At 59.0% G+C, this 24,777-nt stretch carries 22 protein-coding genes and 3 pseudogenes; 9 read left to right on the top strand and 16 right to left on the bottom strand.

Going from position 1 to position 24,777, the window contains the following annotated elements; genetic code table 11:
• Positions 1–124 precede the first annotated feature (124 nt).
• Together JLK41_RS12650 and JLK41_RS12645 are read left to right on the top strand one after the other, a co-directional pair.
• Positions 125–469 (top strand): toxin, encoded by a 345-nt coding sequence (locus tag JLK41_RS12650; RefSeq protein ID WP_047588122.1) that lies wholly within the window; start codon positions 125–127, stop codon positions 467–469.
• The gene (locus JLK41_RS12645) at positions 466–774 is read left to right on the top strand and encodes a helix-turn-helix domain-containing protein (RefSeq protein WP_124148941.1); all 309 of its coding nucleotides are present in this window, start codon (positions 466–468) and stop codon (positions 772–774) included. Before JLK41_RS12650 ends, JLK41_RS12645 begins: the two co-directional genes overlap by 4 nt.
• A 515-nt stretch (positions 775–1,289) precedes the next feature.
• Here the strand turns inward: JLK41_RS12645 and JLK41_RS12640 are convergent.
• The 3 genes from JLK41_RS12640 to chrA form a co-directional block, all read right to left on the bottom strand.
• The gene (locus tag JLK41_RS12640) at positions 1,290–2,720 is read right to left on the bottom strand and encodes an IS1182-like element ISPa7 family transposase (protein ID WP_210391153.1); all 1,431 of its coding nucleotides are present in this window, start codon (positions 2,718–2,720) and stop codon (positions 1,290–1,292) included.
• A 162-nt stretch (positions 2,721–2,882) separates the two neighbouring features.
• Positions 2,883–3,188, bottom strand: a complete 306-nt coding sequence (locus JLK41_RS12635) for a PadR family transcriptional regulator (protein ID WP_047588115.1) — start codon at positions 3,186–3,188, stop codon at positions 2,883–2,885.
• A 10-nt stretch (positions 3,189–3,198) separates the two neighbouring features.
• Positions 3,199–4,404, bottom strand: a complete 1,206-nt coding sequence (gene chrA, locus JLK41_RS12630) for a chromate efflux transporter (protein ID WP_196250622.1) — start codon at positions 4,402–4,404, stop codon at positions 3,199–3,201.
• 80 nt (positions 4,405–4,484) lie between these two features.
• Here chrA and JLK41_RS12625 point away from each other — a divergent pair, with 80 nt between their 5' ends.
• On the top strand, positions 4,485–5,069 hold the full coding sequence (locus JLK41_RS12625) for a TSUP family transporter (protein WP_080757027.1): 585 nt from the start codon (positions 4,485–4,487) through the stop codon (positions 5,067–5,069).
• 287 nt (positions 5,070–5,356) lie between these two features.
• Positions 5,357–5,671 (top strand): c-type cytochrome, encoded by a 315-nt coding sequence (locus JLK41_RS12620; RefSeq protein WP_014851536.1) that lies wholly within the window; start codon positions 5,357–5,359, stop codon positions 5,669–5,671.
• 115 nt (positions 5,672–5,786) lie between these two features.
• Here JLK41_RS12620 and JLK41_RS12615 read toward each other — a convergent pair.
• From JLK41_RS12615 to JLK41_RS12560, 12 genes and pseudogenes are all read right to left on the bottom strand, one after another.
• Positions 5,787–6,917: pseudogene (locus tag JLK41_RS12615) on the bottom strand (cbb3-type cytochrome c oxidase subunit I); the annotation flags it as partial.
• A gap of 237 nt (positions 6,918–7,154) precedes the next feature.
• The gene (locus JLK41_RS12610; protein ID WP_196250598.1) at positions 7,155–8,267 is read right to left on the bottom strand and encodes a methyl-accepting chemotaxis protein; all 1,113 of its coding nucleotides are present in this window, start codon (positions 8,265–8,267) and stop codon (positions 7,155–7,157) included.
• A gap of 18 nt (positions 8,268–8,285) precedes the next feature.
• Positions 8,286–9,029 (bottom strand): SDR family NAD(P)-dependent oxidoreductase, encoded by a 744-nt coding sequence (locus tag JLK41_RS12605; RefSeq protein WP_047585950.1) that lies wholly within the window; start codon positions 9,027–9,029, stop codon positions 8,286–8,288.
• 109 nt (positions 9,030–9,138) lie between these two features.
• Positions 9,139–10,329, bottom strand: coding sequence for an NnrS family protein (locus JLK41_RS12600; protein ID WP_210391152.1), 1,191 nt, complete (start codon positions 10,327–10,329; stop codon positions 9,139–9,141).
• 451 nt (positions 10,330–10,780) lie between these two features.
• Complete coding sequence (gene tatA, locus JLK41_RS12595; RefSeq protein ID WP_014851518.1) at positions 10,781–10,963, bottom strand: twin-arginine translocase TatA/TatE family subunit; 183 nt, start codon at positions 10,961–10,963, stop codon at positions 10,781–10,783.
• Positions 10,964–10,992: 29 nt separating this feature from the next.
• Entirely contained in the window at positions 10,993–11,565 is a 573-nt protein-coding gene (locus JLK41_RS12590) for a nitrous oxide reductase accessory protein NosL (protein ID WP_047585943.1), read from the bottom strand.
• 21 nt (positions 11,566–11,586) lie between these two features.
• On the bottom strand, positions 11,587–12,414 hold the full coding sequence (locus JLK41_RS12585; RefSeq protein ID WP_014851516.1) for an ABC transporter permease: 828 nt from the start codon (positions 12,412–12,414) through the stop codon (positions 11,587–11,589).
• Positions 12,411–13,337, bottom strand: coding sequence for an ABC transporter ATP-binding protein (locus JLK41_RS12580; protein ID WP_014851515.1), 927 nt, complete (start codon positions 13,335–13,337; stop codon positions 12,411–12,413). Before JLK41_RS12580 ends, JLK41_RS12585 begins: the two co-directional genes overlap by 4 nt.
• On the bottom strand, positions 13,334–14,638 hold the full coding sequence (locus JLK41_RS12575; protein ID WP_417312581.1) for a nitrous oxide reductase family maturation protein NosD: 1,305 nt from the start codon (positions 14,636–14,638) through the stop codon (positions 13,334–13,336). Before JLK41_RS12575 ends, JLK41_RS12580 begins: the two co-directional genes overlap by 4 nt.
• Before the next feature lie 159 nt (positions 14,639–14,797).
• The gene (gene nosZ, locus JLK41_RS12570; protein WP_210391151.1) at positions 14,798–16,714 is read right to left on the bottom strand and encodes a TAT-dependent nitrous-oxide reductase; all 1,917 of its coding nucleotides are present in this window, start codon (positions 16,712–16,714) and stop codon (positions 14,798–14,800) included.
• A gap of 75 nt (positions 16,715–16,789) precedes the next feature.
• A complete protein-coding gene (gene nosR / locus JLK41_RS12565) occupies positions 16,790–18,970 on the bottom strand; it encodes a transcriptional regulator NosR (protein ID WP_210391150.1) in 2,181 nt (726 codons plus the stop codon).
• A gap of 220 nt (positions 18,971–19,190) precedes the next feature.
• Positions 19,191–19,964: pseudogene (locus JLK41_RS12560) on the bottom strand (acyl-CoA dehydrogenase family protein); the annotation flags it as partial.
• Between the two features lie 2 nt (positions 19,965–19,966).
• Between JLK41_RS12560 and JLK41_RS12555 the strand changes: the two are divergent.
• Positions 19,967–20,800 (top strand): annotated as a pseudogene (locus tag JLK41_RS12555) (AAA family ATPase); the annotation flags it as partial.
• Positions 20,801–21,473: 673 nt separating this feature from the next.
• The gene (locus JLK41_RS12550; protein WP_210391149.1) at positions 21,474–21,839 is read left to right on the top strand and encodes a nuclear transport factor 2 family protein; all 366 of its coding nucleotides are present in this window, start codon (positions 21,474–21,476) and stop codon (positions 21,837–21,839) included.
• A 128-nt stretch (positions 21,840–21,967) separates the two neighbouring features.
• Here JLK41_RS12550 and JLK41_RS12545 read toward each other — a convergent pair whose 3' ends face one another.
• Complete coding sequence (locus JLK41_RS12545; protein ID WP_210391148.1) at positions 21,968–22,843, bottom strand: LysR family transcriptional regulator; 876 nt, start codon at positions 22,841–22,843, stop codon at positions 21,968–21,970.
• 114 nt (positions 22,844–22,957) lie between these two features.
• Here JLK41_RS12545 and JLK41_RS12540 point away from each other — a divergent pair, with 114 nt between their 5' ends.
• The 3 genes from JLK41_RS12540 to JLK41_RS12530 all read left to right on the top strand — a co-directional run bounded on the left by JLK41_RS12540 (position 22,958) and on the right by JLK41_RS12530 (position 24,691).
• A complete protein-coding gene (locus JLK41_RS12540; RefSeq protein WP_210391147.1) occupies positions 22,958–23,656 on the top strand; it encodes a class I SAM-dependent methyltransferase in 699 nt (232 codons plus the stop codon).
• Between the two features lie 134 nt (positions 23,657–23,790).
• Entirely contained in the window at positions 23,791–24,081 is a 291-nt protein-coding gene (locus JLK41_RS12535; RefSeq protein WP_210391146.1) for a hypothetical protein, read from the top strand.
• Positions 24,050–24,691 carry a hypothetical protein gene (locus JLK41_RS12530; RefSeq protein WP_210391145.1) on the top strand — a complete coding sequence of 214 codons (642 nt, stop codon included), beginning with the start codon at positions 24,050–24,052 and terminating at the stop codon, positions 24,689–24,691. Before JLK41_RS12535 ends, JLK41_RS12530 begins: the two co-directional genes overlap by 32 nt.
• The last annotated feature ends 86 nt before the right edge of the window (positions 24,692–24,777 follow it).

Genomic DNA, 24,777 nt, shown 5'->3' with positions numbered 1-24,777 from the left:
GCCTGTCAGAAGAGAGTCTTAGCGGCAGCCCACTCAGGCTGCCGCATTTGTTGTATCTGGCCAACAAGCCTCTTTCTTGACAAGAAGACACTCTCCATTAAATATACGCAAATAGCGCATACAAATGAAAGCATTGTTCGTTGAACTGTCACCCTTTGAGCGCAACCGAAAAGCCCACCTCGATGATGACGAGTACTCGCTATTCCAGCAGATGCTCTTGACCAACCCGGAGGCAGGCGCAGTCATCGCCAACAGCGGTGGTCTACGGAAGGTCCGTTTCGGATCGGTCAGGCGCAACAAGGGGAAGCGAGGTGGCGTTCGGGTGATTTACTACTACTGGCTCCGCGGTCTGCAGTTCTGGCTCTTCACCCTGTATGACAAAGACGAACTCGATGACCTGAGCAGTGACCAGCGTAGGCAGCTGAAAGCGCTCCTTGAGCGCGAAGTGAAGGCGAGGCAAGCACCATGACCAAACGCGATATTTTTTCCGAATTGATCGAAGGCTTTGACGACTTGGCCGCAGCACGTGAAGGCAAGCGTACGCTGCGTACTCAAAAGGTTGAATACAAGCCAATCGAACCCGCGACAGGTGCGGAAATCGTCGCACTGCGCGAAAAGCTGCAGATGTCCCAGGGTGTATTTGCGCAGGCCATTCACGCCAAGCCAGCGACTCTCAAGAACTGGGAACAGAACCGCTCAAAGCCCAACGACCAGGCTACTGTTCTCATCCGTATCCTGAACAAGCATCCGGACCTCATACGCGAACTGGCGTAGATCACCAGAGCGCAGATGGTCCCTGTAACAACAGCAAACGGGCAGAATCACTCGCCGGGTACTCAAATAGATTGGGAAGCGATGTGAGGCGAGCCGCATGCACAGCCCTTCACCACAACTCGTTCGCCCTCCGTCAGCGTCTACAGGACACTGATGGCTCTGCGCGCTGTCACCTTGATCATCCAGCCTACCCATCTCGATGATGATCTGGAGCGGAAAGCAATCAGAGTCAACCGGCTTACAACGTTGCTAGCCGAATAGTTCCCAGCGCTGAGAGTGAACCCTACAATCAGGTAGGGAGCGACCTCCGGCCACGGACTGCCGATCACAACCGGCAGAAATCGGCCCAGACCGTGTAAAAACGCAGCAAACGATGACCATCAACTTCCGGGGATTTTCTCAGCGTCTAGGAGGCCGTCGGAGGCCCAATCAGGCGCAATCGATAATTCTGGTTGCTATGGCACTTTCGGCTTCAGTACGCCTGCTGGAGGGCGGTACGAGTCGTAGAACAGGCCTCAGGCCTTCATCGCTGCCATCAGGGCACCGCTGCCCAGCACGTTCAACACGCGTTTGAGATTGTAGGCGAGCACATGCAGGCTCATCTCGGTACTCACTCGGTCGAGAGTCTTGGTGAGGAAGTGGGTGGCGCCCATCCAGCTCTTCAGCGTGCCGAACGGGTGCTCGACCGTCTGACGGCGGATTCGCATCATTTCAGGCGCTTGATCCAGGCGACTCTGCATCGCTTCGAGCACTGCCTCATGCTCCCATCGGCTCACTCGGCGCTCTGAGCTAGGCGTACAGTGCTCTTTCAACGCACAACCCTGGCAATGCGAACTCCAGTAGCGGTGCAGTTTCAGCCCTTTTTCGACGCTTGAGAACCGCCAGATCAGGCTTTGCCCAGCCGGGCATCGATACTCGTTCTTGGCTGCGTCATAGATGAAATCACCTTTGCCGAAGCGACCAGCCGCTGTCGCTCCCGAGGTCAGCGTCTTGGGCACGAAAACGGTGATTCCAGCCTCATGGCACGCCAGGATTTCTTCGCCTTTGAAATACCCTCTGTCTGCGACCGCCGAGAGTTCCTCGACACCCATGGCCTCTCGCGCTTGCTTGGCCATGGAGCTCAGTTGGTCTCGATCGACCCCGTCGTTCGTGACCTCGTGGGTCACGATCAGGTGGTGCTTCGCGTCGACCGCCGCCTGCACGTTGTAGCCGACTATTCCGCTGCCCCGGGTCTTCATTGAGCGGGCATCGGGATCGGTCAGGGAGATCTGTTTATCCGGTGTTTCGTTGAGCTGTACCTCGATTTCCTTGAGCTCCCGCAGCTTAGTTTTCAAGGTCGCAATCTTGTCGTGGAGGCGTTCGGCTTTGACCTGCGCCACGGCCGGTTCCTGGCGATCAGCGGTATCCAGTGCGGTCAGGTAACGGTTGATGCTGGACTCGATCTCCTCCATTCGCCGCTGAAGCTTGGCGCTGGTGAAATTGCGGTCACGGTTGTTGACCGCCTTGAACTTGCTGCCATCAATGGCTACCAGCGCTTCAGAGAACAGGCCAAGTTGCTGGCACAGCACCACGAACTGCCGACAGACGCCGCGGATTGCCTTGCCGTTATCCTTGCGGAAGTTGGCGATGGTCTTGAAGTCCGGCATCAAACGTCCGGTCAGCCACATCAACTCAACGTTGCGCTGACTCTCGCGTTCGAGACGTCGACTGGACTGGATACGGTTGAGGTAACCGTAGATGTAGATCTTCAGCAGGTCAGCAGGATGGTAGGCGGGTCTGCCGGTTTCCGCCGGGACGACACCCTCGAAACCCAGTAGGCCAAGGTCGAATTCATCGACGAAAACATCGACCACCCGCACCGGGTTGGTGTCCGCCACGTAGTCATCCAAGCTCTCGGGAAGCAGTGTGCTTTGCCCTCGGTGCTCTCCCTGGATAAAGCGCTTCATTGGCGTCCCCCGCTGATTTTGAATCCATCAAATCACAGCAAGGACGATGCCAACGTTTTTACACGGTCTGGGCCAATAGCGGACGTAGTCAATAGACCACTTTTCGGTAGGTGCGCGTTCATTAAAGCGAGGAGCTAGCAGGAGGCACTCTGGATCAGGCCTTCAGTGTCCTTCGATCAACTCCCCGAACAACTCCCTGACCTTGACCTTGGCATCTGCCAGCGCAACTCGGCCTTCATCGGTAATTTCGTACATGCGCCGCTCACGGCGCCCGGTGCGCTCATGGTGCGAGCGCAGATAACCCTTCTTTTCCAGGCCGTGCAGCATCGGATACAGGGTGCCCGCGCTGAGCTCGTAGCCGTGGTGTCGCAACTCCTCAATGATGGCCAGCCCGAAGATGGGGGCCTCGGCCGCGTGGTGCAGGATGTGCAGGCGGATAAGCCCGCCGTAAAGGTCTTTGTCGGTCATTCGCCGTATCTCACAGGGCAATGCTCAACAGCCCGCCCAGGACACCGCTGCCGAGCACGACCAGCCACGGCGGCAGCTTCCAGAACATCAACGCCACCAGTGCCACAAGGGCCAGGCCAAAGTCTTGCGGGCCATGAATCGCACTCGTCCACACGGGCTGGTAGAGAGCAGCCAGCAGCAGGCCGACCACGGCCGCATTGATGCCCAGCAGTGCTGCCTGCGTGCGTAGGTTACGGCGCAGGTGTTCCCAGAACGGCAAGGCACCCACCACCAGCAGGAAAGAGGGCGCAAAGATAGCCAGCAGGCAGATCAGGCCGCCAAGCCAGCCAGTCGGTGCTTGGTTCATCGAGGCGCCGAGAAAGGCTGCGAAGGTGAACAGCGGCCCCGGCACGGCCTGCGTCGCACCATAGCCCGCGAGGAATGCGTCATTGTCGACCCAGCCTGTTGGTACGACCTCCGCTTGCAACAGCGGCAGCACGACATGCCCGCCACCGAATACAAGCGAGCCGGCGCGGTAGAAGGCATCCACCATCGCCAATGTCTGGTTCGGGAACACAGCTGCTAGCAACGGCAGCCCCAGTAGCAGGGCTAAGAACAGGGCCAGCCAGAACAAGCCAACGCGACGTCGCACGCTGATCGGTAGTGGATCATGGGCCTCGCCCTGCTGTGGTTTGAACAGCAGCAGGCCGACGATGGCTGCAAGGATGATGACACTCACTTGCCCCCAGGCAGAGGGTACGAGCAGCACGAAGCAGGTCGCCGCCGCCATGATGGAAATACGCGGTGCATCGGGACACAGATTGCGCGCCATGCCCCAGACCGCCTGGGCGACCACTGCCACGGCCACCACCTTCAAACCGTGCAGCACACCAGCAGGCATTGCATCACCATAACTGGCGATGCCGAGTGCGAAGAGGATCAGGGCCATTGCGGAGGGCAAGGTGAAGCCCAGCCACGCGGCCAGCGCGCCGCGATAGCCGGAGCGCGACAGACCGAGCGCGATACCGACCTGGCTGCTGGCCGGCCCTGGCAGAAACTGGCAAAGGGCAACCAGATCCGCATAGCTGCGCTCGCTCAACCATTGTCGGCGCACCACGAACTCATCGCGGAAATAGCCCAGGTGAGCGATTGGGCCGCCGAAGGAGGTAAGCCCCAAGCGGAGGAAGATTAAAAAAACAGCCCAAGGGCTACGGTCAGTCTTAGTGATTTCAGTCATGGCCATTACTTGATCTGTGACAGGGCTGGATGAAATTCTCGATCTACGATAGCGTAAATCGATAATTGAGGTCGAGCATCATGGAACTCGTTCTGATCGGCTTTGCAGCACTGCTGGCTTCCGGGCTGACGTTGCTCTCTGGCTTCGGCCTAGGGACGGCACTGATGCCAGTGTTTGCCCTTTTCTTCCCCTTGCCGCTCGCTGTTGCGGCCACCGCCGTGGTGCACTTCGCCAACAATCTCTTCAAGCTCGGGTTGATGGCCCAGCAGGCTGATTGGTCGGTTGTGGTGAAGTTCAGCGTGCCGGCTGCCCTCACGGCAATCCTGGGCGCAGGCTCACTGACGTTCTTCGACCAACTGCCGCCTCTCTGGCACTACAGCATTGCAGGGTCAAGTTTCGAAATAACGACAGTGAAAGCTGTCATTGGCAGCCTAATCATCCTGTTCGCATTGCTTGAAATGTCCACGCGGTTTCAAACGCTGGCCTTTCCTACGCGCTGGCTTCCTGTAGGTGGGGCGCTTTCGGGTTTCTTTGGCGGTCTATCGGGAAACCAAGGTGCATTGCGTTCGGCGTTTCTGCTAAAAGCGGGCCTGTCTAAAGATGTTGGCGCAATGCCGGCCCGCTCCGCTTCGACAGCACCCTGCAAGACGAGGCTTGCGCCGTAACAGGCCGCTCCCGCGCCACATTGCCAACGCAACGGGTTTTCAACGGTCTGTTAGGTTGATCCCAGTCAAGGACTCACCCGACCGCGCTGGCTCATGCTCAACTTGTCGCCGCAATGACATTTGCGCCGGGAGATGCATCGCCTGCGAATGGAAACAGTGATCCGGAACAAAAGCTTGCTTACCCATATCGGTAAATTTAACGTGCATCCACCCAGTACATTTGTTGCTGGGTTTTTCCACCGGGGCGGGCTCAGATCCTCCCCTCAATTAGCCTTGAGGAAGTACTCATGAAAAAAATCCTGGTTCCGCTGTTCGCCCTGAGCGGCGCGCTGATGCTGCAACCGGCGATTGCTCAGGACGGCGAAGCGCTGTTCAAGAGCAAGCCTTGCGCAGCCTGCCACAGCATCGATGCCAAGCTGGTTGGCCCGGCATTCAAGGAAGTCGCCGCCAAATACGCGGGCCAGGAAGGCGCAGCCGACCTGCTTGCCGGCCACATCAAGAACGGCAGCCAGGGCGTCTGGGGTCCGATCCCGATGCCGCCAAATGCTGTAACCGAAGAAGAAGCCAAGATCCTCGCCGAGTGGGTTCTTAGCCAGAAGTAACCTAGCGTCCTGGAGGACGTCATGACAGTGTCCCGACACGCAGTATCACGTTTGGGGCTCGCCCTGGCGCCCCTCCTCCTGATTCCCGCAGCCCTGGCCGCGGCACCTGATGCCGAACGCTGTACATCTGCTTGCGATCGTAGAGCCGCGGAATCAGGTGATACAGCGAGCCGATGGAGATCATCGCCACCCAACCGAGGGCGCCGGCATGTACGTGGCCGATGGTCCAGTCGGTGTAGTGGGACAGGGCGTTGACGGTCTTGATGGCCATCATCGGACCTTCGAAGGTGGACATGCCGTAGAACGCCAGCGACACCACCAGGAAGCGCAGCACCGGATCGGTGCGCAGCTTATGCCAGGCGCCGGAGAGGGTCATCATGCCGCCCCAGCTGGGCGCGAGCAGAATCACCGACATCGCCATGCCCAGGCTCTGCGCCCAATCCGGCAGTGCGGTGTAGTGCAGGTGATGCGGGCCGGCCCAGATGTACAGGGAGATGATCGCCCAGAAATGCACGATGGACAGGCGATAGGAATAGATCGGCCGCTCGGCCTGCTTCGGCACGAAGTAATACATGATGCCGAGAAAGCCCACCGAGAGGATGAAGCCCACCACACTGTGCCCATACCACCACTGGATCATCGCGTCGGTGGCGCCGGAATAGACCGAGTAGGACTTCATCAGGCTCACCGGCACCAGCGCGTGGTTGATCACGTGCACCATGCCGGTGACGATGATGAAGGCGCCGAAGAACCAGTTGCCCACGTAGATGTGGCTGACCTTGCGATACGCGATGGTGCCGAAGAACAGGTAGGCATAGGCCAGCCAGACCAGGGTCACCCAGGCGGCGATCGGCCATTCCATCTCCGCGTATTCCTTGGAGGTGGTGTAGCCCAGCGCGTAGCTGACCACCATGGCGACGCACGCGGCTTGCCAGGCCCAGAAGACGAACTCGCCGAGGCTATCGGAGATCAGGCGAACACGGCTGGTGCGCTGCACCACATAGAGTGAGGTCGCGAACAGCGCGTTACCGCCGAAGGCGAAGATCACCAGATTGGTGTGCATCGGCCGTACGCGACCGAAGCTGGTCCAGGGCAGATCGAAATTCAATACCGGCCAGACCAGTTGCGCCGCAATGAACACGCCCAGGCCCATGCCGATGATTCCCCACACCACCGTCATCAGGGTGAACTGACGCACGACGCGGTAGTTGTAGAGGGGAGATGCCGATGTGGACGCTTCGATCATGGACGTGCATGAGGCAACTACGCACGCGCCTGGGGAACACAGGCATGCCGCGCACCTGCCACTCCTTCGTGAGGTCAGGTTCGTGAGCGCGGCAAGCGGCCGCGTCGGCTGGGAATGCCGCCCATTGTCGACCGACCGTTGAGTTATCTCTAATGAATAGTGTTGCCGTTATAGCGCAATTTTTTTGCTATATATGTGACGCTTCGACGGTACGCGAAACATTAGCGATGCGCGGCTTCAAGCGATCGCCGCGTAGGCCTGACGTCCGTACTGCTCCACCACCGCGGCGACGATGCGCATCACTTCCAGGTTGGCTTCTTCCATCTGCTCAAGATGCCGCAATGCCTTCTCCAGATGCTGCGCCTGGAAGGCATCGATGGCGGCCTGGCCCTGATCGTGCACTGCGGTGTGCGGCCACTCGATCCGCTGGAAGTGCTCCAGGTCCTGCATCTCGCGGTTGCCTTCCCCGTAGTACCAGCGGCCGAAACGACATTCGCGCTCGCTGGGCAGCTGCGCGCTGCCCTGGGTATCGCTGCCGAGCAGCTGATTGTAGACGACGAACTTGAGCGACAACTCGTCGAGGTTGGCCAGTTCGATACCGGCACGGAACGACGAATTGTCGATGCCATGCCGCATGCTGCCGGCCAGCTGATGCAGGGTCCGCATGGCGCCGACGGCCAGCTCGGTGGTCTGGCTGAAACCCTGGGCGAGCTTGCCCTGCAACTGGATGTAGTCGTGAACGCTGGCGATTTCGGCCTGGACTTCGCCGATCTTGCGCACGATGTCCTCGGTGGCGAGCGCGGTCTTTTCCGCCAGGCTGCGAATCTCCCCGGCCACCACGGCGAAGCCGCGCCCCGCCTCACCGGCCCGGGCAGCCTCGATCGCGGCGTTGAGGGCCAGCAGGTTGGTCTGGCTGGCGATTCCGCTGATCAGATCGACGATCCCGTTGATCTCCTTGGAATGGCCGGCCAGGGTGTCGACTTTGTGCGAGGCTTGGTTGAGCCCGCTCTCCATGTCCGAAGCCTTGCTCTGCAGCTCGCCGAAATGCTTCTGGTTGCTCAGTGCCGCCGAGGCCACCTGCTCGGCATGCGCCTTGTTCTGGCCCAGCTGTCCGGTGAGGTATTCGAACGAATCCCCCAGATGCGCGATCGAGTGGCTGAAGCGAATCAGGTTGCCGGCCACGCCGCGGTAATAATCGAACTGCCGACCGCTGGTTCGATTGGCCTGCCTGGCGGCCTCCAGCTCCTGCTCCAGTTCGGCGATCCGCAGGCGTTGCTCGTCACAGGTCGCCTGGAGGCGGTCCTGTTCCTGCTGCAGCTTGCGCGCCGTTTTCTTCCATCCAAACAGCATCGAGGGTTCCTCGCTCTTTCAGCTCAGGGTGAAGCCGTTATCGACGACCCAATCCTGACCGTAGACGCCACGCGCTCCTTGCGACAGCTGAAACAGAATCACGTTGGCCACCGCGGCCGATTCCAGGAAATGCCCCGGCAGCAGGCGCTGGGCGATGCCATCGGCCACGCCCTCGAGCTGCTCGTCCGACAGGCCCAGGGCGCCCCAGATCGCCGTCGCGGTAGGGCCGGGCGAAACCATGTTGATGCGCACGCCCAGCGGCGCGAACTCCACCGCCAGGGTACGGACCTGCGCCGCCAACGCCGCCTTGCTGGCGATGTAGGCCGCCAGGCCAGGATAGGTCGAGCGCATCAGGAAGGTACCGATGAAGACCACCGAAGAGGATTTCGCCAGCTCATGACGCAACACCCCTAGCGTGTTCAACGCACCCGCTCCGTTGACCGCCCATTGCCGATCGAACGCCGCCATGTCGAGGCCATCCGCCAGCTCGGCGATACCGGCATTGGGCACCAGATAATCGACCTGCCCCAGCTGCGCGGCGCGTGCCCGCAAGGCCTGCAAGTCGGCCGGCACGGTCACGTCGCCCGCCAGCCAGACCAGTTGCTCCGCGTAGGTCTGCAGCAGCGGCTCCAGTCCGCCCAGCGCGCGGGACATCGCCAGCACCCGGGCGCCGCGTTGCAGCAGTGCCGTGCACAGCGCCAGTCCTATGCCCGAGCTGGCGCCGGTGACGACCGCCAGGCGATCCTGAAAATCGTTTTTCATCATCATCTCCGATGCTCGACATTGCCGAGCCGCAAGCTGCCCCTCCCCTCCGGGAACGGACAGCGGTTTGGAACTCTCGCCGGCAGACCTGAACGGGCCGGCATCGCACTCAGCCCGGATGCCCGTCGACCCGCGCGGTGACCAGCATCGGTGCGTAGCGCCAGACATACAGCGCGAAGGCCGACGCCCAGCAGATCGCCGCCAGCCAGAGCCCCGGCACAGGCCATGCGGTCGCCAGGAATACGCGTGCGAAGGCGCCCAGATTGAACAGCACGAAGGCCCAGACCACGCCCGCCGGCAGCTGCAACGGCCGGCCGGTGTGACCGAGGGTGACGCGCGCGATCATTGCCAGGATCAGCCCGCTCATGGACCCCACGCTCAGCGCGTGCAAAGCGGGGCTGGATTGCGCCAGCACGCCGAAATGCCACAGCGCCAGGCCGAAGCAGGCCACCACCAGCCAGAGCATCGCCAGGTGCAGCGACCACAGCAGCGGCACCTTTCTGAGGTCGGCGTCGTACCAGCGGATCAGGCGCAGCAGATGTCCCAGACCGATAGCCAGGAACAGCAGCCCGATCAGCGCATGGGGCGCCAGCGCCACGCCAACTGCATGCAGAAGCGCGATCAGCGCACTGCCGACCAGCAGCGACCAGTCGAGCCAGGGCCAGGCCTTGACCTGCGCCGTACGTCCCAGGCCGCGCTGAGTGAAGAAAGGAATCACCCGGCCGCCGATCAGCGCCATCAGCGCCGCCACCAGCCAAAGCCCCGCCAGTACGCCCTGGCGCTGCAGCGCGTCATTGCCTTGCAGCACGCCGGCCAGCATCAGCGCATCGGCACCGATCATCAGCGTCAGCACCACCACGATGGGGTAGTTGCGCTGCTGCCGCACGGCCCAGAGCATGCGCGCCATCATCCAGGCGACGACGAGCAGGAACAGCAGATCCAGCGGCACTAGCAGTGGCGCCGGCAACCCGAGCAGCCAGCCCAGGCGCGCCGCCAGCCAGATCAGCGCCACGCCCATCAGGCGGTTGCCGGAAGGCGCCACCTGACCGGTCCAGGTCTGGACCGCGGTCAGCAGGAAGCCAGCGACGATGGCCATGGCGAAGCCGAACAGCATTTCGTGACGGTGCCAGGCCAGCCAGCCGCCAGTGGGTTGGAAACCGGGCCAGAAACCCGTCCGGGCCGCGACCCAGAGCGGAATCGCCAGCAGCGCATAGACGCCGCCAGCGAGGAAGAAAGGACGAAAGGCGAGACGCCAGACAGGCGGGATACTCAGGGCTTTTCGCCGGTCGACTACTTGCACGGAAGGCCTCCAGGGTTTTCTTCTAAGCCCGCCGCACAAAAGCGTCACTGCGCGGCGGAAACGACGCTCCAGCCAATGCGGGAGCCAGGACTACTTTCTACAGGGTAGGCGGCCTCGACAGACTTGATTGCAATCAGCTTTTTACCGAGGCGAGGGGAAAGCGACAGCCGGTGGGGCGAAATACGGTGTAGGGTCTGTTGCCGTTTCGTCGCGAGCCGCGCACGAAATGGCAACAGACCCTAGCAACGAACGAAAGAAGCCGGTCACCGGCAGTCCGCAGAACCGCACCGCAGAATGGCATGAGCGAAGCGATACCCAGCGTGACGCACCTGCACGCGATGGGCTGTGGCCTGGGTGATACGAAGCCTTCTCTTCCTGGCGGAAGAGAACTGGGAGAAGCGTGCCTCCAGCGGGCCGGGTCCGCCCTTCGGTGAACCCGGAGCAGAAGCCCTTACTTGAGTTCCGGCTTGACCGGCTCCACCTGGGCCGTGCTTTCACCCTCGCTCACCGACTTGCGAAAGCCCGCGATCGCGCTGCCCAGATCCGAGCCCAGGCCACGCAGGCGCTTGGTGCCGAACAGCATGACCACGATCAGAAGAATGATCAGAAGCTGCCAGATGCTGATACCCATCATTTTGCTTACCTCGATTGCGTCGAATGCGGTCAATGACCCGCGTGATCGTTGTGTTCGGTTTCGGACATGTGCTCATGCATGTCGTGATGCTGCATGTCCGCGCCCTGCTGCAGCACCGCATGGTCGATCTCTTCGAAGCGCAGCACCCGTCCGCCATGCTCGGCAGCGAGCTGCTGCGCCTGCTGCTCGTCGGCGAAACTGGCCAGGGAGACACCCATGGCGCCCTTGAGCGGCGTACCGGCGACGTACCAGGCCGTGCGGGCGTCGATCAGGTGCTCGTCGCTGGGGTGCGCCCATTCGCTCTTGCCCATGTCATGCACATAGAGCTTGGCATCGAGCAGCTTGTTTTCCGGCTGCAGGTACCAGCCGAGCATCTCGGCGGTGGAGCAGAACTTCTTCACGCCGGCCTTATCCACCGCCTGGCCTTTCGGGCCGGGGAAGTCGGCGATGATCATGCCGCAGACGTGGCATTCGTCACTTTCATGGAAAGCCACCGGGTCGAGCGATTGCTGGACTTCTTGCTTGTCGCCACAGGCGGCCAGCCCGAATGCCAGGAGCATCGCGAGCAGCGCCTGGGCGCCGGTACGGTACAGATTGTTCATCATTCGTTTCCCTCCAGAAAGTCAGGCCAGGCGCCGACGGAAGATGCCATAGGCCAGCAGCAGCGATGCGCCTGCCCAGGCCAACAGGCAGAGCCAGAGCACGGCGTTCGGCACGGGCAGGTCGCTGCCCAGCGACAGCACGCCCATGGCGCCGCCGCCTTCGAAGCCGGACAGGTTGATCAGCCGGTAGATGTCGGTGGGGTTGAGCAGCAGCAGCCAGGGCAGCAACTCGGGGCTGAACTTGCCTTCGCTGAGCACCAGCAGCGCCAGCAACACCAGGTCGAACACCAGCACGAACAGGAACCAGATCCCCAGCGCCAGGCCGGCGGCGCTGGATTTCTCGTTGACCTTGCCGCTGAGCACGTAAGCCAGGGCAAGGAACACCCAGCCCAGCAGCGTGGAGGAAACCATGAAGCGACCGAAGGCCCAGAGCAGCAGGCCCAGCTCGATATCCTCGACCAGCAGAGCGATGGCCAGCGCGGCGCCGCCGAAGCCGATCAACACCGCCAGGGCAAGGATCAGCCCGTGGCCGACGAACTTGCCGAGCAGGATCTCGCCGCGCCCCAGCGGGTAGGTCAGCAGCAGCATCAGCGTGCCGCCTTCGTCCTCGCCAACGATGGCGTCATAGGCCAGCAGCAGCGCGATCAGCGGCATCAGGAAGGTGGCCAGGCTGGCCAGGCTGGCGATGGTCGCCGGAATCGAGGTGAACCCCACCTGCCCCGAGGCGGCCGCACCGAGCCAGGCAATGCCCACGGCCAGCACCGCGAACAACAGGCTGATGGCCAGCAGCCAGCGGTTGCGCAGGCCATCGCTGAGTTCCTTGCGGGCGATGTTCCAGACCTGGTTCATACCCTGCCCTCCGCGGCCTGCACATCGCCGGCGCGCTCCATGTAATAGCGGTACAGATCCTCCAGCGAAGGCTGGTGGATTTCCACATCGTCGGGTTCGCTTTCCCCGAGCAGCTCACGCAGCAACGGCAGCTTGTGGCCGTTGATGGCGATCACCTCGACGCCATCCTCGCCGAGACGCTGCGCCGAGTGCCCCGCATTGGCCCAGCGCTCCAGCCAGGCCTCGCTCTGACTGATGCCACTGGCGCGGATACGCACCGGCAGGCCGGCCTCGCTGCGCAGCTGCTTGAGGCTGCCGATGGCCTGCAGGCGCCCCTTGGCGAGAATCGCCGCACGGTTGATATGCGCCTCCACGCCGGGCAGCACGTGGGAACAGAGGATCACGCTGGTACCCGTCTGGCGCAGCCGATCGATCAGCAGGTAGAGCTCCTGGGTGGCGATGGGGTCGAGCCCCACGGTAGGTTCGTCGAGCAGCAGCAGGCGCGGCTCGCCGAGCACCGCCTGCGCCAGGCCGAGCCGCTGGCGCATGCCCTTGGAATAGGTCTTCACGCGGCGATCGGCGGCGTGGGCGAGGCCGACCTGCTCGAGCAGATCGTCCACCTGGCCCAGCGGCGTGCTCTTCAGGCGCGCGAAATGACGCAGGGTCTCGCGCCCCGTCAGTTGCGGATAGAAGGTGACGTTCTCCGGCAGATAACCCAGGTGGCGGCGCACGTCGGTGGTGCGCGGATCGCGACCCAGTACCTGGACGCGCCCTTCGCTGGCCTGCAGCAGGCCGAGAATCAGTTTCATGCTGGTGGTCTTGCCGGCGCCGTTATGGCCGAACAGCCCCAGTACCTCGCCTTCGCCGAGGTTCAGGTTCAAATCATGCAACACGGTCATGTTGCCGTAACGCTGGCTGACGCCCTGGATCTCGACGGCATTCATGAGTGGGGCCTCTGCGTTGTGTTCATCGGTTCCTCTGTCACGCCTCGGGTAGGCGGCTTCATCAACGGATGGCTGTCCTGTACGCCCGGTGACTTGATCACCGGAAACGCGCGCTGCACCCAGCGCAGCACTTCGATGCTCGGGCTGTTCATCAGCAGACGCACCTGCGGATACATCCACAGCAGGCGATCGACGTTGTCGTTGGGCTCGTAGGCGATGTCGCCCAGGCCGTCTTCGTTGCGGTCCCAGCCCAGGTAGTCGCTCCAGTAGTTGCCGCGCCCGTCGACCGACCACTCCTGAGTCCGTATGGCGACGTACTTGACCTGCTGCGCGTTGCCGACGAAGGCGTTGCTGGAAATACGGTTGTCTTCCGAGCCGGCGGTCAGATGGATACCCAGATCGCTGCGCTGGAAGTGGTTGTTCTCGATGGTGTTGAACAGCGAGTTGTAGATGAACAGCGCCTTGCCTTCACCGCCGCTGATCATGCTGTCGCCACCGGTATCGCCACGCTCGACATCGGTGACGAAATTGTCCTTGAGGGTCGAGTAGGTGATGTAGTTCATCAGGATGCCGTAGTTCTGATCCTGCTCGGAGCGGTTGCCGATCACGGTCAGTTTGCGGCTCTGCATCAGCGCGTAACCGGTACGGGTGCGGCGGGTGATGTTGGCGATCACGCGGTTCTCGTGGGAGAACATGTAGTGCACGCCGTAGCGCAGGTCCTCGAACAGGTTGCGCTCGATGCTGTTGCCGTTGGAGTTGTCGATGTAGATGCCGTCGCGGGTGTTCCAGACATGGTTGTCGATGACCCGGGCACCGCGCACGGAGAACAGGTGGATGCCGTTGCCGCGATCCTGGGAACGCAGGCCGAGGTCGCCCTCGATACGGTTGCCTTCGACCAGCAGGTCACGGTTGCGATCGGCCCAGATGCCGAAGCCCGGCCCTTGCAGGTCGTTGTTGCGAATCTGCGCGCCGGTGGCGGTCGGTTCGAGGAAGATCGCCGCGTTCATCGCCGTGAGGTCGCGCCCCCAGTCACGCAGCGCGCACCCCTCGATGGTCACGTTCGCTGCGCGCACGGTCAGGACGTTGCCTTGCCCCGGCGCCTTGATCACCGCACCCGGCGCGCAGTGCAGCGCCAGCGGTTGATCGATGATGAATTGTCCGGTGTATTCGCCGGCGGGCAGTGTCCAGCGGTTCTCGCCCTGCGCTTGCAGCGGCAGCGAGGTGAGCGGTTGCGGTTCCGCCAGGGCGGCTCCCGCGGGAATCATGAGCGCGGTAAGCGCCAGGGTGTAGCACGCACGCATAGCCTGAAATCTGAGCACATCAATTACCTTCTCTTCAGCGTCAGGCGGGTTCGGGAACCCGGCGAAGCCAGTTCGCCGGGTTGGAAATGATCATTGGAGCGACTCGGCGCCACGCTGCGCGATGGCATCATCCACCGCTCCCACGACCAACACCTGGCCTCAGGCCGGCTCGACGATCATGCGGCCGACCATCTCCATGTGCAGCGCGTGGCAGAACCAGCTGCAGTAGTACCAGTGCAGGCCGGGCTTGTCCGCCACGAAGGTAATGGACGAGGTCTGCTGCGGGCTGATCTCCATGCTCACGCCATGGTTGACCACCACGAAGCCGTGGGACACGTCTTCGATCTGGTCGGTGTTGGTCACCACGACAGTCACTTCGTCACCCTGCTTCACGGTGAAGTCGGTGATGCCGTAGGCCGGCGCCATGGAGGTCATGTAGACACGGACTTTGTTGCCGTCGCGGATGACCTTGTTGTCGGTAGTCAGGTTGATACCGTCCTTCTCGGCCATCTTCACGGTCGGCGCGAAGAACGGATCGTTGCGGTCCCAGATCTTCTTGGTCTTGATCTGGTCGCGACGGGCCATGATGCAGTCGTGCGGCTCGGCGAAAGTCGGGCCGTCGTGCACCAGCTTCATCTCGTCGCCGGAGATATCGATCAGCTGATCGTTTTCCGGGTGCAGCGGGCCGGTAGGCAGGAAGCGGTCCTTGGAGAACTTGGACAGCGCCACCAGCCATTTGCCGTCGGCTTCGCTGGTTTCGCACAGCGAGGCGTGCAGGTGGCCCGGCTGGTAGTGCACGTCGAGCTTCTGCTTGATGTAGTTGACCTTCTCGCCCTTGTAGGCGCGACGGGCCTCTTCCATGTTCCACTTGACCACCTGGCTGTCGATGAACAGCGTGGTGTAGGCGTTGCCGCGACCGTCGAAGGTGGTGTGCAGCGGGCCGAGACCCAGTTCCGGCTCACCGACCACCACGTCACGCTCGTCCTTCAGCTTGCCGGCGAACAGGTCGGGCAGCATGTCGATGGCGATCATTGAGCAGGTCGGCGACAGCTTGCCGTTGGCGATGAAGTACTTGCCATCGGACGAAGTGTTCAGGCCATGGGGGTTCTTCGGCACCGGCACGTAGCGGGTGAACTCGCTGTTCTTGCCGTCCTTCTTGCGCCCATCGACCACCGGTACCTTGGAGTCGCCCAGGGTGATGAACTTGCCGGCCTTGACGGCTTTTTCGATCGCGTGGATGTCGAATACCACCACCCAGTCACGCTCGTTGCGCATCATCCCGCCCAGGTCGAAGGCCTTCTCCGAGTTGTAGCAGGTGGCGGCGGCGAAGCGGCCGGTGTAGTCGGCGTCGGTGTTGTCGAGGTTGCCGTCGACGATCACCTGGAAGGCCATCTCCATGCTTTCCGCATCGATGGCGTTGTACATGGTGTAGCTGTTCTCGTCCTGCAGGTCGAAGACCTTGCCATCGTTCGGGTGCGGGATGATGAACTCGGCGTTGGCGAAGACATACTTGGTGTGCGGCACCTTCTGCAGACGCAGACCGTGGATCGCCTGCACGTTCGGCACGGTGATCATCTTGTCGCACTTCATGATGTCGAGGCGGATACGCGCGACGCGGCTGTTGGCCTTGTCGTTGATGAACAGGTACTTGCCGTCGTACTTGCCGTCGGTCATGGAGATGTGCGGGTGGTGGCAGTCGCCGTTCAGGAACTTGGCGCTGTCGCCCATGATCGCGCGGCTTTCGTTGGTCAGGCCCCAGCCGGTGGCGGAGTCGACGTTGAACACCGGAATACGCATCAGCTCGCGCATGGACGGTACGCCCAGCACGCGGACTTCGCCCTGGTGACCGCCGGACCAGAAGCCGTAGTACTCGTCCAGCTCGCCCGGTCCGACGTGAATCTTGGATTGTGCGTCCTTGACGGCTGCCGCCCAGCTTTCGCGGCTCATGACGGCACCACCCAGGGCAGTGGCCGCCACCGCGGCACCGGTCAGGGCACTTGCGCCGAGGAAGCCGCGGCGACTCAGGCCGTCCTTCTCCAGCGTTTGCGGGGTGTTCTTGGAATCATTGTCGCTCATGGGTTTTGCTCCTAATTGAACATCTTCAACACGGTCGACCGACCAGTTTTGAGCGTTTCGCCCGGTGGCGATCACTCAGGATTCCACCACTTGCACTACAGGGATCAGCTCGGCCCCGACCGGCGCTTTCTTGTCGCGCTTCTTGCGCTTGTTCTTCTGAATAAGCGGCGGGCACTTGTTTTCGTTGTGGTAGGTCATCTGGCAGTCCAGGCAGTAATGGCATTCGTTGTGGTTGATATGCCCGTCCGGATGAATCGCCTGCACTTCGCATTCATTGGCGCAGATCTGACAGGGGTTGCCGCATTCCTTGCGCCGCTTGAGCCAGTCGAACAGCCGGAAGCGACCGGTGATCGCCAGCCCCGCGCCCAGCGGGCAGACGTAGCGGCAATAGACCTTGCGAGTGAAGATGTTGATTACCAGCAGGAACACCGCGTAGGCGACGAACCACCACTGGCGGTCGAACTTCAGCGTGATGGCGGTCTTGAAGGGTTCGATCTCGGCGGCCTTCTCGGCCATCATCATGGATTCCAGCGAGATGCCGAACAGCACCAGCAGCACGATGTACTTGATGGCCCAGAGCCGCTCGTGAACGCCGAAGGGCAGGTCGTACTGGGGAATCTTCAGCTTGCGCGCGGCCTCGTTGATCAGCTCCTGCAGGGCGCCGAAGGGGCACAGCCAGCCGCAGAACACGCCACGCCCCCACAGCAGGATGCTGGCGGCGGTGAATACCCAGAGAATGAAAATCACCGGATCGGTCAGGAACAGCTCCCAGCGGAAGTCCTGCACCAGCGCATGGACGAAGGTCAGCACGTTGACCACCGACAGCTGCCCGAGGGCATACCAGCCGATGAACACCACGGTGAAGACCAGGTAGCCATGGCGCAGCCGCTTGAGGAAGTTGGGATGCTGGGTGAATTTGTCCTGCAGGAAGAGGATGACCGTCAGCAGCGCCAGCGCGACCAGGATCACCCCCACCTGGAAGCTCTTCTGGTACCAGATGTTGACCCACAGCGGCCGGTTGGCTTCCTCGATGGCGGCCAGCTCTTCGGCAGTCAGCGGTACCCGCTCGATGTACTCCTCGGGCATCACGTAGGGCATCTCGAAGCTGGTGAAGATGCTCTCCACCGGGCCGACCTGGCGACGCACCAGCAGCTCGAGGTTCCAGGGCGAGCCCGGATCGAAGCGATACTGCTCGCGGGCAGTGAAGATCGCCATCTCGAAAAATTCCGGCATGCCTTCGGCATACACGTCGGACAGACGGATGAAGTCCAGGTCGCGGAAGCTGATGGTGTCGCCGAACTGGCGCAGCTGAACCCGATCGAAGATGCCGCCACGCACGTAACCCGAGCCCTTGAATGAGTATTCGCCGTTGGCCAGCACCGCGAAGGCATGCTCGCCCGGCTTGAGGTTCGCCATCAGATCGGCGTACTGACGCTCGCCCAGCAGGTTGCGGCCAATGGTCGGCGGGTTCAGGTGCGTGGCGTAGAGATCGATGAAGGTTTCGTCGCGCTGCTCCGCTGCGGCAACGTCGACACCCTCGGCCTCGGTGCCCTTGAAGGCATCGTCGACCTGGCCACGGGTAAGGTGCATGCGACGGATGGCGCCATTGCCCACCAGCTCGGTCCAGCTGGTCGGCTGGAAGACGTCCTCGCGCACCAGCGCCGGCTTGGGGCGCGCGGTGGCGCCCGCCTCGACCAGCCCCAGATCCACGGCCACGGTATGGGCCGCACGCATGACGATCTCGTTGATCACCATCACGGTCACGGTGGCGCCGGTAACGGCGTCGACCGTGACCGCGCTCTTGTCGCTGGAACGACCGACTACCACGCGCTGGTCGACGTGGATGCCGCTGTAGTTGGCGTTGAAGTCGTGAACCTTCTGCTCGGGAATACCGATGAGCACGATGGGTTCGTGGTGCTCGAGCATGTAGGCATCGACGATGACGCCCTTGGGGTCGAGCAGGATCTGCATGTTGATCGGCTTGCCGGAGTAGGCCGGCATGTCCGTGACGTTGATGCTCTGGAAGGCGTACCCGTAGATCGTGCCCACCCCGTCCGCAAGGGTGCGCACCTGGTACTCGCCCTCGGGCTCGGAAATTTCGGTGACTTTCGGGAAAAGCAACTCGATGCGTTGCTGCTCTGCTTCGTACTCTTTTGCCTGTGCCACGGATACACAGAACATCAAAGCCAGGAGGATCGTAAAGCCAGCTACCCAGCGGCGCGAGGTGCCGACGACTGCAAAACCTAGGGATTTCATGGATTTACCTTACTTCCACTGCTGGATGTAGTCGCCATGTTAGGGATGTCGCCCCAAGCCATCCTTGACGCTGATCAACCTCACGTCCTTGGGAGCTGTTTCATTGCGCCAAGTCAATGCCGTGCCGCTTAGTCACGTAAGACTCAGCCTAGACGATATCCTCTGCACTGTCTCCCGGCCGAAGCGGCGCCGCCTGGGGAGCCGCCCGCATCACCGTCGTTCACTTCCGTCCAGGCGGCGTCAGGTAGGCCGCGGTTGCACCTCGATTCGCTTCGCTGGCCTTGATCTCCATGCGCGCGATGCTGCGCAGATGGACCTCGTCGGGACCATCAGCATAACGCAGCGCGCGGCCGCCGGTTCACATGTCGGCCAATGGCGTATCCGGTGTCAGACCCATGGCGCCGTACGCCTGCATGGCCCGGTCGACCACCCGTGTATGCATGCGCGGCACCAACGCCTTGATCATGGCGATCTCCTTGCGGGCTGCCTTCGCTCCCACTTCGTCGATCATCCAGGCGGTCTTCAGTACCAGCAGGCGCGCCTGCTCGATCTCGATACGCGATTCGGCGATCCGGTCTGCGATGTTGGAATACTGCTGCAGGTAGCGGCCGAACGCCTTGCGCTCCTGGCAGCGCTCGATCATCAATTCCAGCGCCAGCTCCGCCATGCCGATCGAACGCATGCAATGGTGGATGCGCCCCGGCCCGAGGCGCGCCTGCGCCATCATGAAGCCCTCGTCCTCCCGGCCCAACAGGTTGCCAAGCGGAACCCGCACGTTGCGCAGCACCAGCTCGCTGTGGCCCTCGGGAGCGATGTGGTTCATCACCGGGATGTTGCGCACCAGCTCGACACCAGGCGTATCGAAGGGCACAAGGATCATGCTCTGCTGATGGTGCGTGTCGGCTTGCGGATCGGTCTTGCCCATCACGATCAGCAGCCGGCAGTCGGGGTGCGAGGCGTTGGTGATGAACCACTTGCGCCCGTTGATCACGTACAAACAGGGCAAAGATAACCAATATTGACCAGTCGATAGACAGCATCAACGCGTCGCTCAGTACGCTGGGTCTCAAAGGTTTCTTGGTGGTGCGGGAGGAAGGCGATTTGCCCCGTTACCGCTTGGAAAGACCGGTTCAGCAGCAGGGCGTCTTCAAGACCCTGAGCGAGGGCGAAAAGACGTTGATTTCGTTCCTGTACTTTCTAGAGGTTTGCAATGGAGACCTAGATAGCAAGAGCGGTAAGCTCAAGACAAATCGCGTCATCGTTATTGATGATCCAATTTCCAGCCTGTCGCACAACTATGTTTACGATATCGCATCGTTGATCTATCGGAGGGTGTTAAGCCCAAAGGATCGGTTCAAGCAGGTTTTCATCCTGACCCATAATCTTTTTTTCTTTCATGAAATGCTCAAGCATCTGAAGAAGGCTGATGATTGTTCGTTATTCAGAATCACCAAGGCGCAATACAGCAGTGTCGTCCCAATGAAGGCAACTGATGTGCAGAACGATTACCAATCCTTCTGGCAGGCGATTAAAGACGCCCAGGCAGGTCGAACCTCAGTATCTGTCATCCCCAACATGATGCGGAATATCCTTGAGCACTATTTCAATTTTGTGCATAGACAGGATGAGCTCGCAAAGGCATTGCAGGAGTTGGCTGAGGAGGATATTGAGTTCAAGGCGCTTTATCGCTATGTCAATCGTGAATCGCACTCCGATGCCATAAATCTTACAGATTTTGGTGAGATCGAGCCTAGTCATTATGTTGAACGATTCAGGCAGGTTTTCGTACGCACTGGTTTTGAGCAGCACTACGAGAAGATGATGGCCTAAGCGAACAGGCTTCAGATTTATTTCCCTACGTCCGTTCTGGCCGCTTTGAGCCTGTCGCATTAGACCGGAGTCGGCCAGAAGCAGACGGCCGGATGCGCCTACGAAATAGATATTCTTAATACGTAAATGCATAAGCCATCTACAAAAAATAGCAGTGCCAAATTATTTTTCGTAGAGATATCATGACTGCGTTGCTGGATTACGTCTCTGATCAACTTAAAGCACACTCAATCGATATTACCAAGGCTGTCACACAGGCAATAAATATTCAGCTTCTTAAAACTAAAGTCGCGCTTCTGAATAAGGCCTGTCCAAGCATGCCATCCAAAGTGTTGTAGACCTGGTTTTGGTGTAATCCGCCCACGGCTTTAATACGTATAAATTCCTAGATAGATTGCGGCACAAGCACCAAAGCTTGGTGTTTGATCACGGGAATATGACGACTGTCTTATACTGATTTATCCGAGTAGATAATTAGCGCAATGCGCAAAGCTAAGCAGTTCCTTTGTGCCACAACTGCAACTCAGATTGACAGACGCTGACAAACTCTCCGCAAAGGAGATTTCTATGATTTTTTTGCTTAATTCCAGCATGCCAAGCTTAGAATTGGGTTGGTTTGTATATTCATACTAATTGTCACAGGGTTGTTTAGCATCACATGTCGAGCATATAGATGAGCAATGAATTCGATATTAGCAAAGTCGAAGAGCGCTTGAGAATAGCTCAACTCAAAGGAGATATCGATGAGCTATCTCTACTTCTCGACGACTCCCTGTCGTTTACAGCCCTTGATGGAACGCTAGTCAGTAAAGTGGATGATTTAAATCTGCACAAGTCGCCAAATTTTTCTATAACCAAGATGAATGTGATTAATCGGTGGAGTCAGTATTTTGAATACGCTGCGGTCCTATCAACTCTCATAAATGTGACATCCATCATAGACGGGATTACTATAAATCAAAGGATCCGTTACATACGTATCTGGTATCGGTTTGGTGATGATTGGCGCGTTGTTTCAGGAAGTATGAAGGCTTTGTGAATTTTTAATTTTTGCGACAGCTTTATAGAGTACACACTTTTCTAAGACTAGCAGATAATCTCTTCGTGGCGGCTGTCAGGCCAACCAAGATCCGATGAGAACTAATGCTGGCGTATATAGTTTCACTATTAGCGAGCAAGAGCATCACAAAGCAGATCAAAAACTATACGTATGCATCGAGCTGTGCGTAATTCCCTGTGGGTAACCAGCCAGATCGGAAATGGTACTGGTGGCACGTCCTCAAGCACACGGACAACACCTGCGGTGTCATTAGCAATATCCTCAATCTGAGCACCTATTCCAAAACCGTGGCGTACCATTTCCCAATGAGTCGCGGTGTTATCTGCAAAACAGCGGAAATTAGCGGCTGTTACTGGCAGGCCATGAGCTTGCAGAAAGGCCAGATAGTTTCCGGATCGGTCTGCGCCAATAAAATCATGGTGTGCGATATCAGCAGCCGTACGTGGATGGCCATTTTCGCGCACCCAACTCTCTGAAGCATAAAAATATCCAAATGCATTGCGAACCAATCGGCCAATTAGCTCAGGCTCCGTGGGCGAAACATGGCGGATAGCGATGTCTGCCTCACGACGAAGCAAGTCACTGAGGCCATCCGTTGGAACAACATCCACAAATATTCCAGGCGCGAACTTACGGAGCCGAAGCAAAATTTTGGGGAGCAGGTAGGATGCAATTCCGTCACAAGCCGATACCGAAACAACGCCCTCTAGAGATTCCGAGCGACCTTTAGCAGAGAGCCCCAGGTCTCTAGCCGCAGCCCCCATCAGACGTGCATGCACCAATAGCTCACTGCCCGTTGACGTCAGCACCATGGCTTTGCCTACCCGCTCGAAGAGCGTCACTCCTAGGCTTTGTTCAAGCGCGGCGACCTGGCGACTGAGAGTGGGTTGCGTCTGCCCGAGCTTGCGCGCTGCTGCCGACAACGAGCCGGCTTCTGCTGTCTCCAGAAAAGCTCGTAGCTGATTCCAGTCGACCTTATCCATGCGTAAATGCATATGTCCTCTGCAATTTATCTCAATACCGCCGGGTGATTAGCCGGGATAGTATCAACCGTGCTGTCGTATTTCGCTATATACCCATGCAAAGGATGCACACCCATGCGCTCACCTGTCATCTCTCCCGGCGACCGAGGCTCTGAAGATACAACCTCTGCTGCCATGGCCAACAAAGCGCGCTTCTGGAATCGAGTTGCACGCAAATATGCGAGTGATCCTATTGCTGACTTGGTAGGTTATGAAAGGACGTTGCAGCGCGTAAAAGAAACGCTGTCAACGGACTATGAGGTGCTGGAGATCGGTTGTGGCACAGGATCAACCGCACTGCGATTGGCTCCTGCCACGCGACGATTGGTGGCTACAGATATATCCGAACAGATGATTGCCATCGCTAGGGAGAAACTCGCTAGCCAACCGATGCCACAACTAAGTTTCAATTTGGCAGATGCTGATGGATCTTTATCAGAAGATAACTCTTACGACATTGTCTTAGCATTTAATATGCTGCATTTAGTGTCGAGCTTATCTCAGACGCTTAAATTGGTAGTCAAGTCTCTGAAACCAGGAGGCTTACTAATCTCCAAGACGCCCTGCCTGAATGAGATGAATCCCCTTATACCAAAAATCGCCTTACCTCTGATGAAAGCTGTAGGAAAAGCTCCGCCTGTTTTATGTTTCACTGCTGCGCAGTTACAGGACGCCATGATAAAAACTGGATTACAGATCATTTCTGCAGAGCGCCACGGAAGTAAAGGCAATGATTTTCGTGCTTTCATTATTGCTCGGAATATTAATTCCTGAAATTAATTACTGAGTCTCTACACCTAGACCAGGCCGATTTAGCACCCAGCCAAACATGAATAGAACACAAGAAATATCTTCTGAATGGAAGTTATTTCTTTGAGCATAACTTTGTCAAAAAAAGGAGTTTTAAAATGAAAAAACATGCTTTTGCCTTTATCTTTAGCGCTCAATTTTTCCTGGGTGGCTGTGCCAGCAATAGCGGCCAGCTTGGTGAACATACGCCTCTGCCTGAGCAACGTCAGCAGTCGAATCTAAATGGAGGAAGTGCAGTTTCCTCAAAAAATTCTGATGCTGGCATAACCGTTCGGGATACTGTGGATACAGTACAAGATATTACACAGAATGCTCGCGAAGCCAAATCTACTGCATATGAGCTAAAGCAAACCATAAATGAACTTAAAGGACTTATGGAGGGCTGGTAAGTTGAGAGCTTATACAGTTTCATATTGCGCCTCGTTAGTGACTCTTTTGCTTTTCCCGTTCGATGCCCAGGCTCGTCCATGTGTAGAGGGGGTTTGTCTGGGGGATTCAATAAATGCGGTTAAAGCGTTCAAATACGAATCTGTCGACTCATTTGGGCGCCAATTATCCCCGCGCCAGAAGCGGAAGTTAGATGCTGCCTACCCAAGGTACCCGGCAGAGTTGGCCATGCCACTTTTACAGGGCCGCTTTGATAATAGAATACTTATGATGTTGCCTGCAGTGAGCAAAGCATGCTCACCTAGAAGCATGATTGGAAAAACGCTTAAGCCAGCAGGTGTGGAAACACAATTCACATTGCAACTTGATACAGCTGGAAATTGGAAGGTTGTGGGTATTGCACAGGTATTCCCTCCTCTAGCTCGTGATGAGTTGAGCAGGCTTAATGTCGACCTGGACAAGCAGTACGGGAAGTATTCAATACACTCTACAAATAAAGCGCCACATTATGCGTATGTCTTCAATCCCAACCTGGCAAAACCCTATTTCGTGCTAACTCAACCCGTGCCAGATAAAAAAGCGATGGAAAGATACAGGAATAATTGCACTTGATGAATATTCGATGCTGTGCACCTTTTTAATCCTGAGGGCAACAAGATCTATCAGATGGTCAGCGCTCATATCTGATGTTTGTTTTT

Source organism: Ectopseudomonas khazarica (genome assembly GCF_017915135.1).
GTDB classification, from domain to species: domain Bacteria; phylum Pseudomonadota; class Gammaproteobacteria; order Pseudomonadales; family Pseudomonadaceae; genus Aquipseudomonas; species Aquipseudomonas khazarica.
Note: the sequence above shows the minus strand (reverse complement) of the source record. Positions and strands in the feature narration are given on the sequence as shown.

Bases quoted from the DNA above. Each gene is read 5' to 3' on its own strand.
- JLK41_RS12650 (WP_047588122.1), top strand. From the start codon at position 125: ATGAAAGCATTGTTCGTTGAACTGTCACCCTTTGAGCGCAACCGAAAA.
- JLK41_RS12645 (WP_124148941.1), top strand. From the start codon at position 466: ATGACCAAACGCGATATTTTTTCCGAATTGATCGAAGGCTTTGACGAC.
- JLK41_RS12640 (WP_210391153.1), bottom strand. From the start codon at position 2,720: ATGAAGCGCTTTATCCAGGGAGAGCACCGAGGGCAAAGCACACTGCTT.
- JLK41_RS12635 (WP_047588115.1), bottom strand. From the start codon at position 3,188: ATGACCGACAAAGACCTTTACGGCGGGCTTATCCGCCTGCACATCCTG.
- chrA (WP_196250622.1), bottom strand. From the start codon at position 4,404: ATGACTGAAATCACTAAGACTGACCGTAGCCCTTGGGCTGTTTTTTTA.
- JLK41_RS12625 (WP_080757027.1), top strand. From the start codon at position 4,485: ATGGAACTCGTTCTGATCGGCTTTGCAGCACTGCTGGCTTCCGGGCTG.
- JLK41_RS12620 (WP_014851536.1), top strand. From the start codon at position 5,357: ATGAAAAAAATCCTGGTTCCGCTGTTCGCCCTGAGCGGCGCGCTGATG.
- JLK41_RS12610 (WP_196250598.1), bottom strand. From the start codon at position 8,267: ATGCTGTTTGGATGGAAGAAAACGGCGCGCAAGCTGCAGCAGGAACAG.
- JLK41_RS12605 (WP_047585950.1), bottom strand. From the start codon at position 9,029: ATGAAAAACGATTTTCAGGATCGCCTGGCGGTCGTCACCGGCGCCAGC.
- tatA (WP_014851518.1), bottom strand. From the start codon at position 10,963: ATGATGGGTATCAGCATCTGGCAGCTTCTGATCATTCTTCTGATCGTG.
- JLK41_RS12590 (WP_047585943.1), bottom strand. From the start codon at position 11,565: ATGAACAATCTGTACCGTACCGGCGCCCAGGCGCTGCTCGCGATGCTC.
- JLK41_RS12585 (WP_014851516.1), bottom strand. From the start codon at position 12,414: ATGAACCAGGTCTGGAACATCGCCCGCAAGGAACTCAGCGATGGCCTG.
- JLK41_RS12580 (WP_014851515.1), bottom strand. From the start codon at position 13,337: ATGAATGCCGTCGAGATCCAGGGCGTCAGCCAGCGTTACGGCAACATG.
- JLK41_RS12575 (WP_417312581.1), bottom strand. From the start codon at position 14,638: ATGCGTGCGTGCTACACCCTGGCGCTTACCGCGCTCATGATTCCCGCG.
- nosZ (WP_210391151.1), bottom strand. From the start codon at position 16,714: ATGAGCGACAATGATTCCAAGAACACCCCGCAAACGCTGGAGAAGGAC.
- nosR (WP_210391150.1), bottom strand. From the start codon at position 18,970: ATGAAATCCCTAGGTTTTGCAGTCGTCGGCACCTCGCGCCGCTGGGTA.
- JLK41_RS12550 (WP_210391149.1), top strand. From the start codon at position 21,474: ATGAGCAATGAATTCGATATTAGCAAAGTCGAAGAGCGCTTGAGAATA.
- JLK41_RS12545 (WP_210391148.1), bottom strand. From the start codon at position 22,843: ATGGATAAGGTCGACTGGAATCAGCTACGAGCTTTTCTGGAGACAGCA.
- JLK41_RS12540 (WP_210391147.1), top strand. From the start codon at position 22,958: ATGCGCTCACCTGTCATCTCTCCCGGCGACCGAGGCTCTGAAGATACA.
- JLK41_RS12535 (WP_210391146.1), top strand. From the start codon at position 23,791: ATGAAAAAACATGCTTTTGCCTTTATCTTTAGCGCTCAATTTTTCCTG.
- JLK41_RS12530 (WP_210391145.1), top strand. From the start codon at position 24,050: ATGAACTTAAAGGACTTATGGAGGGCTGGTAAGTTGAGAGCTTATACA.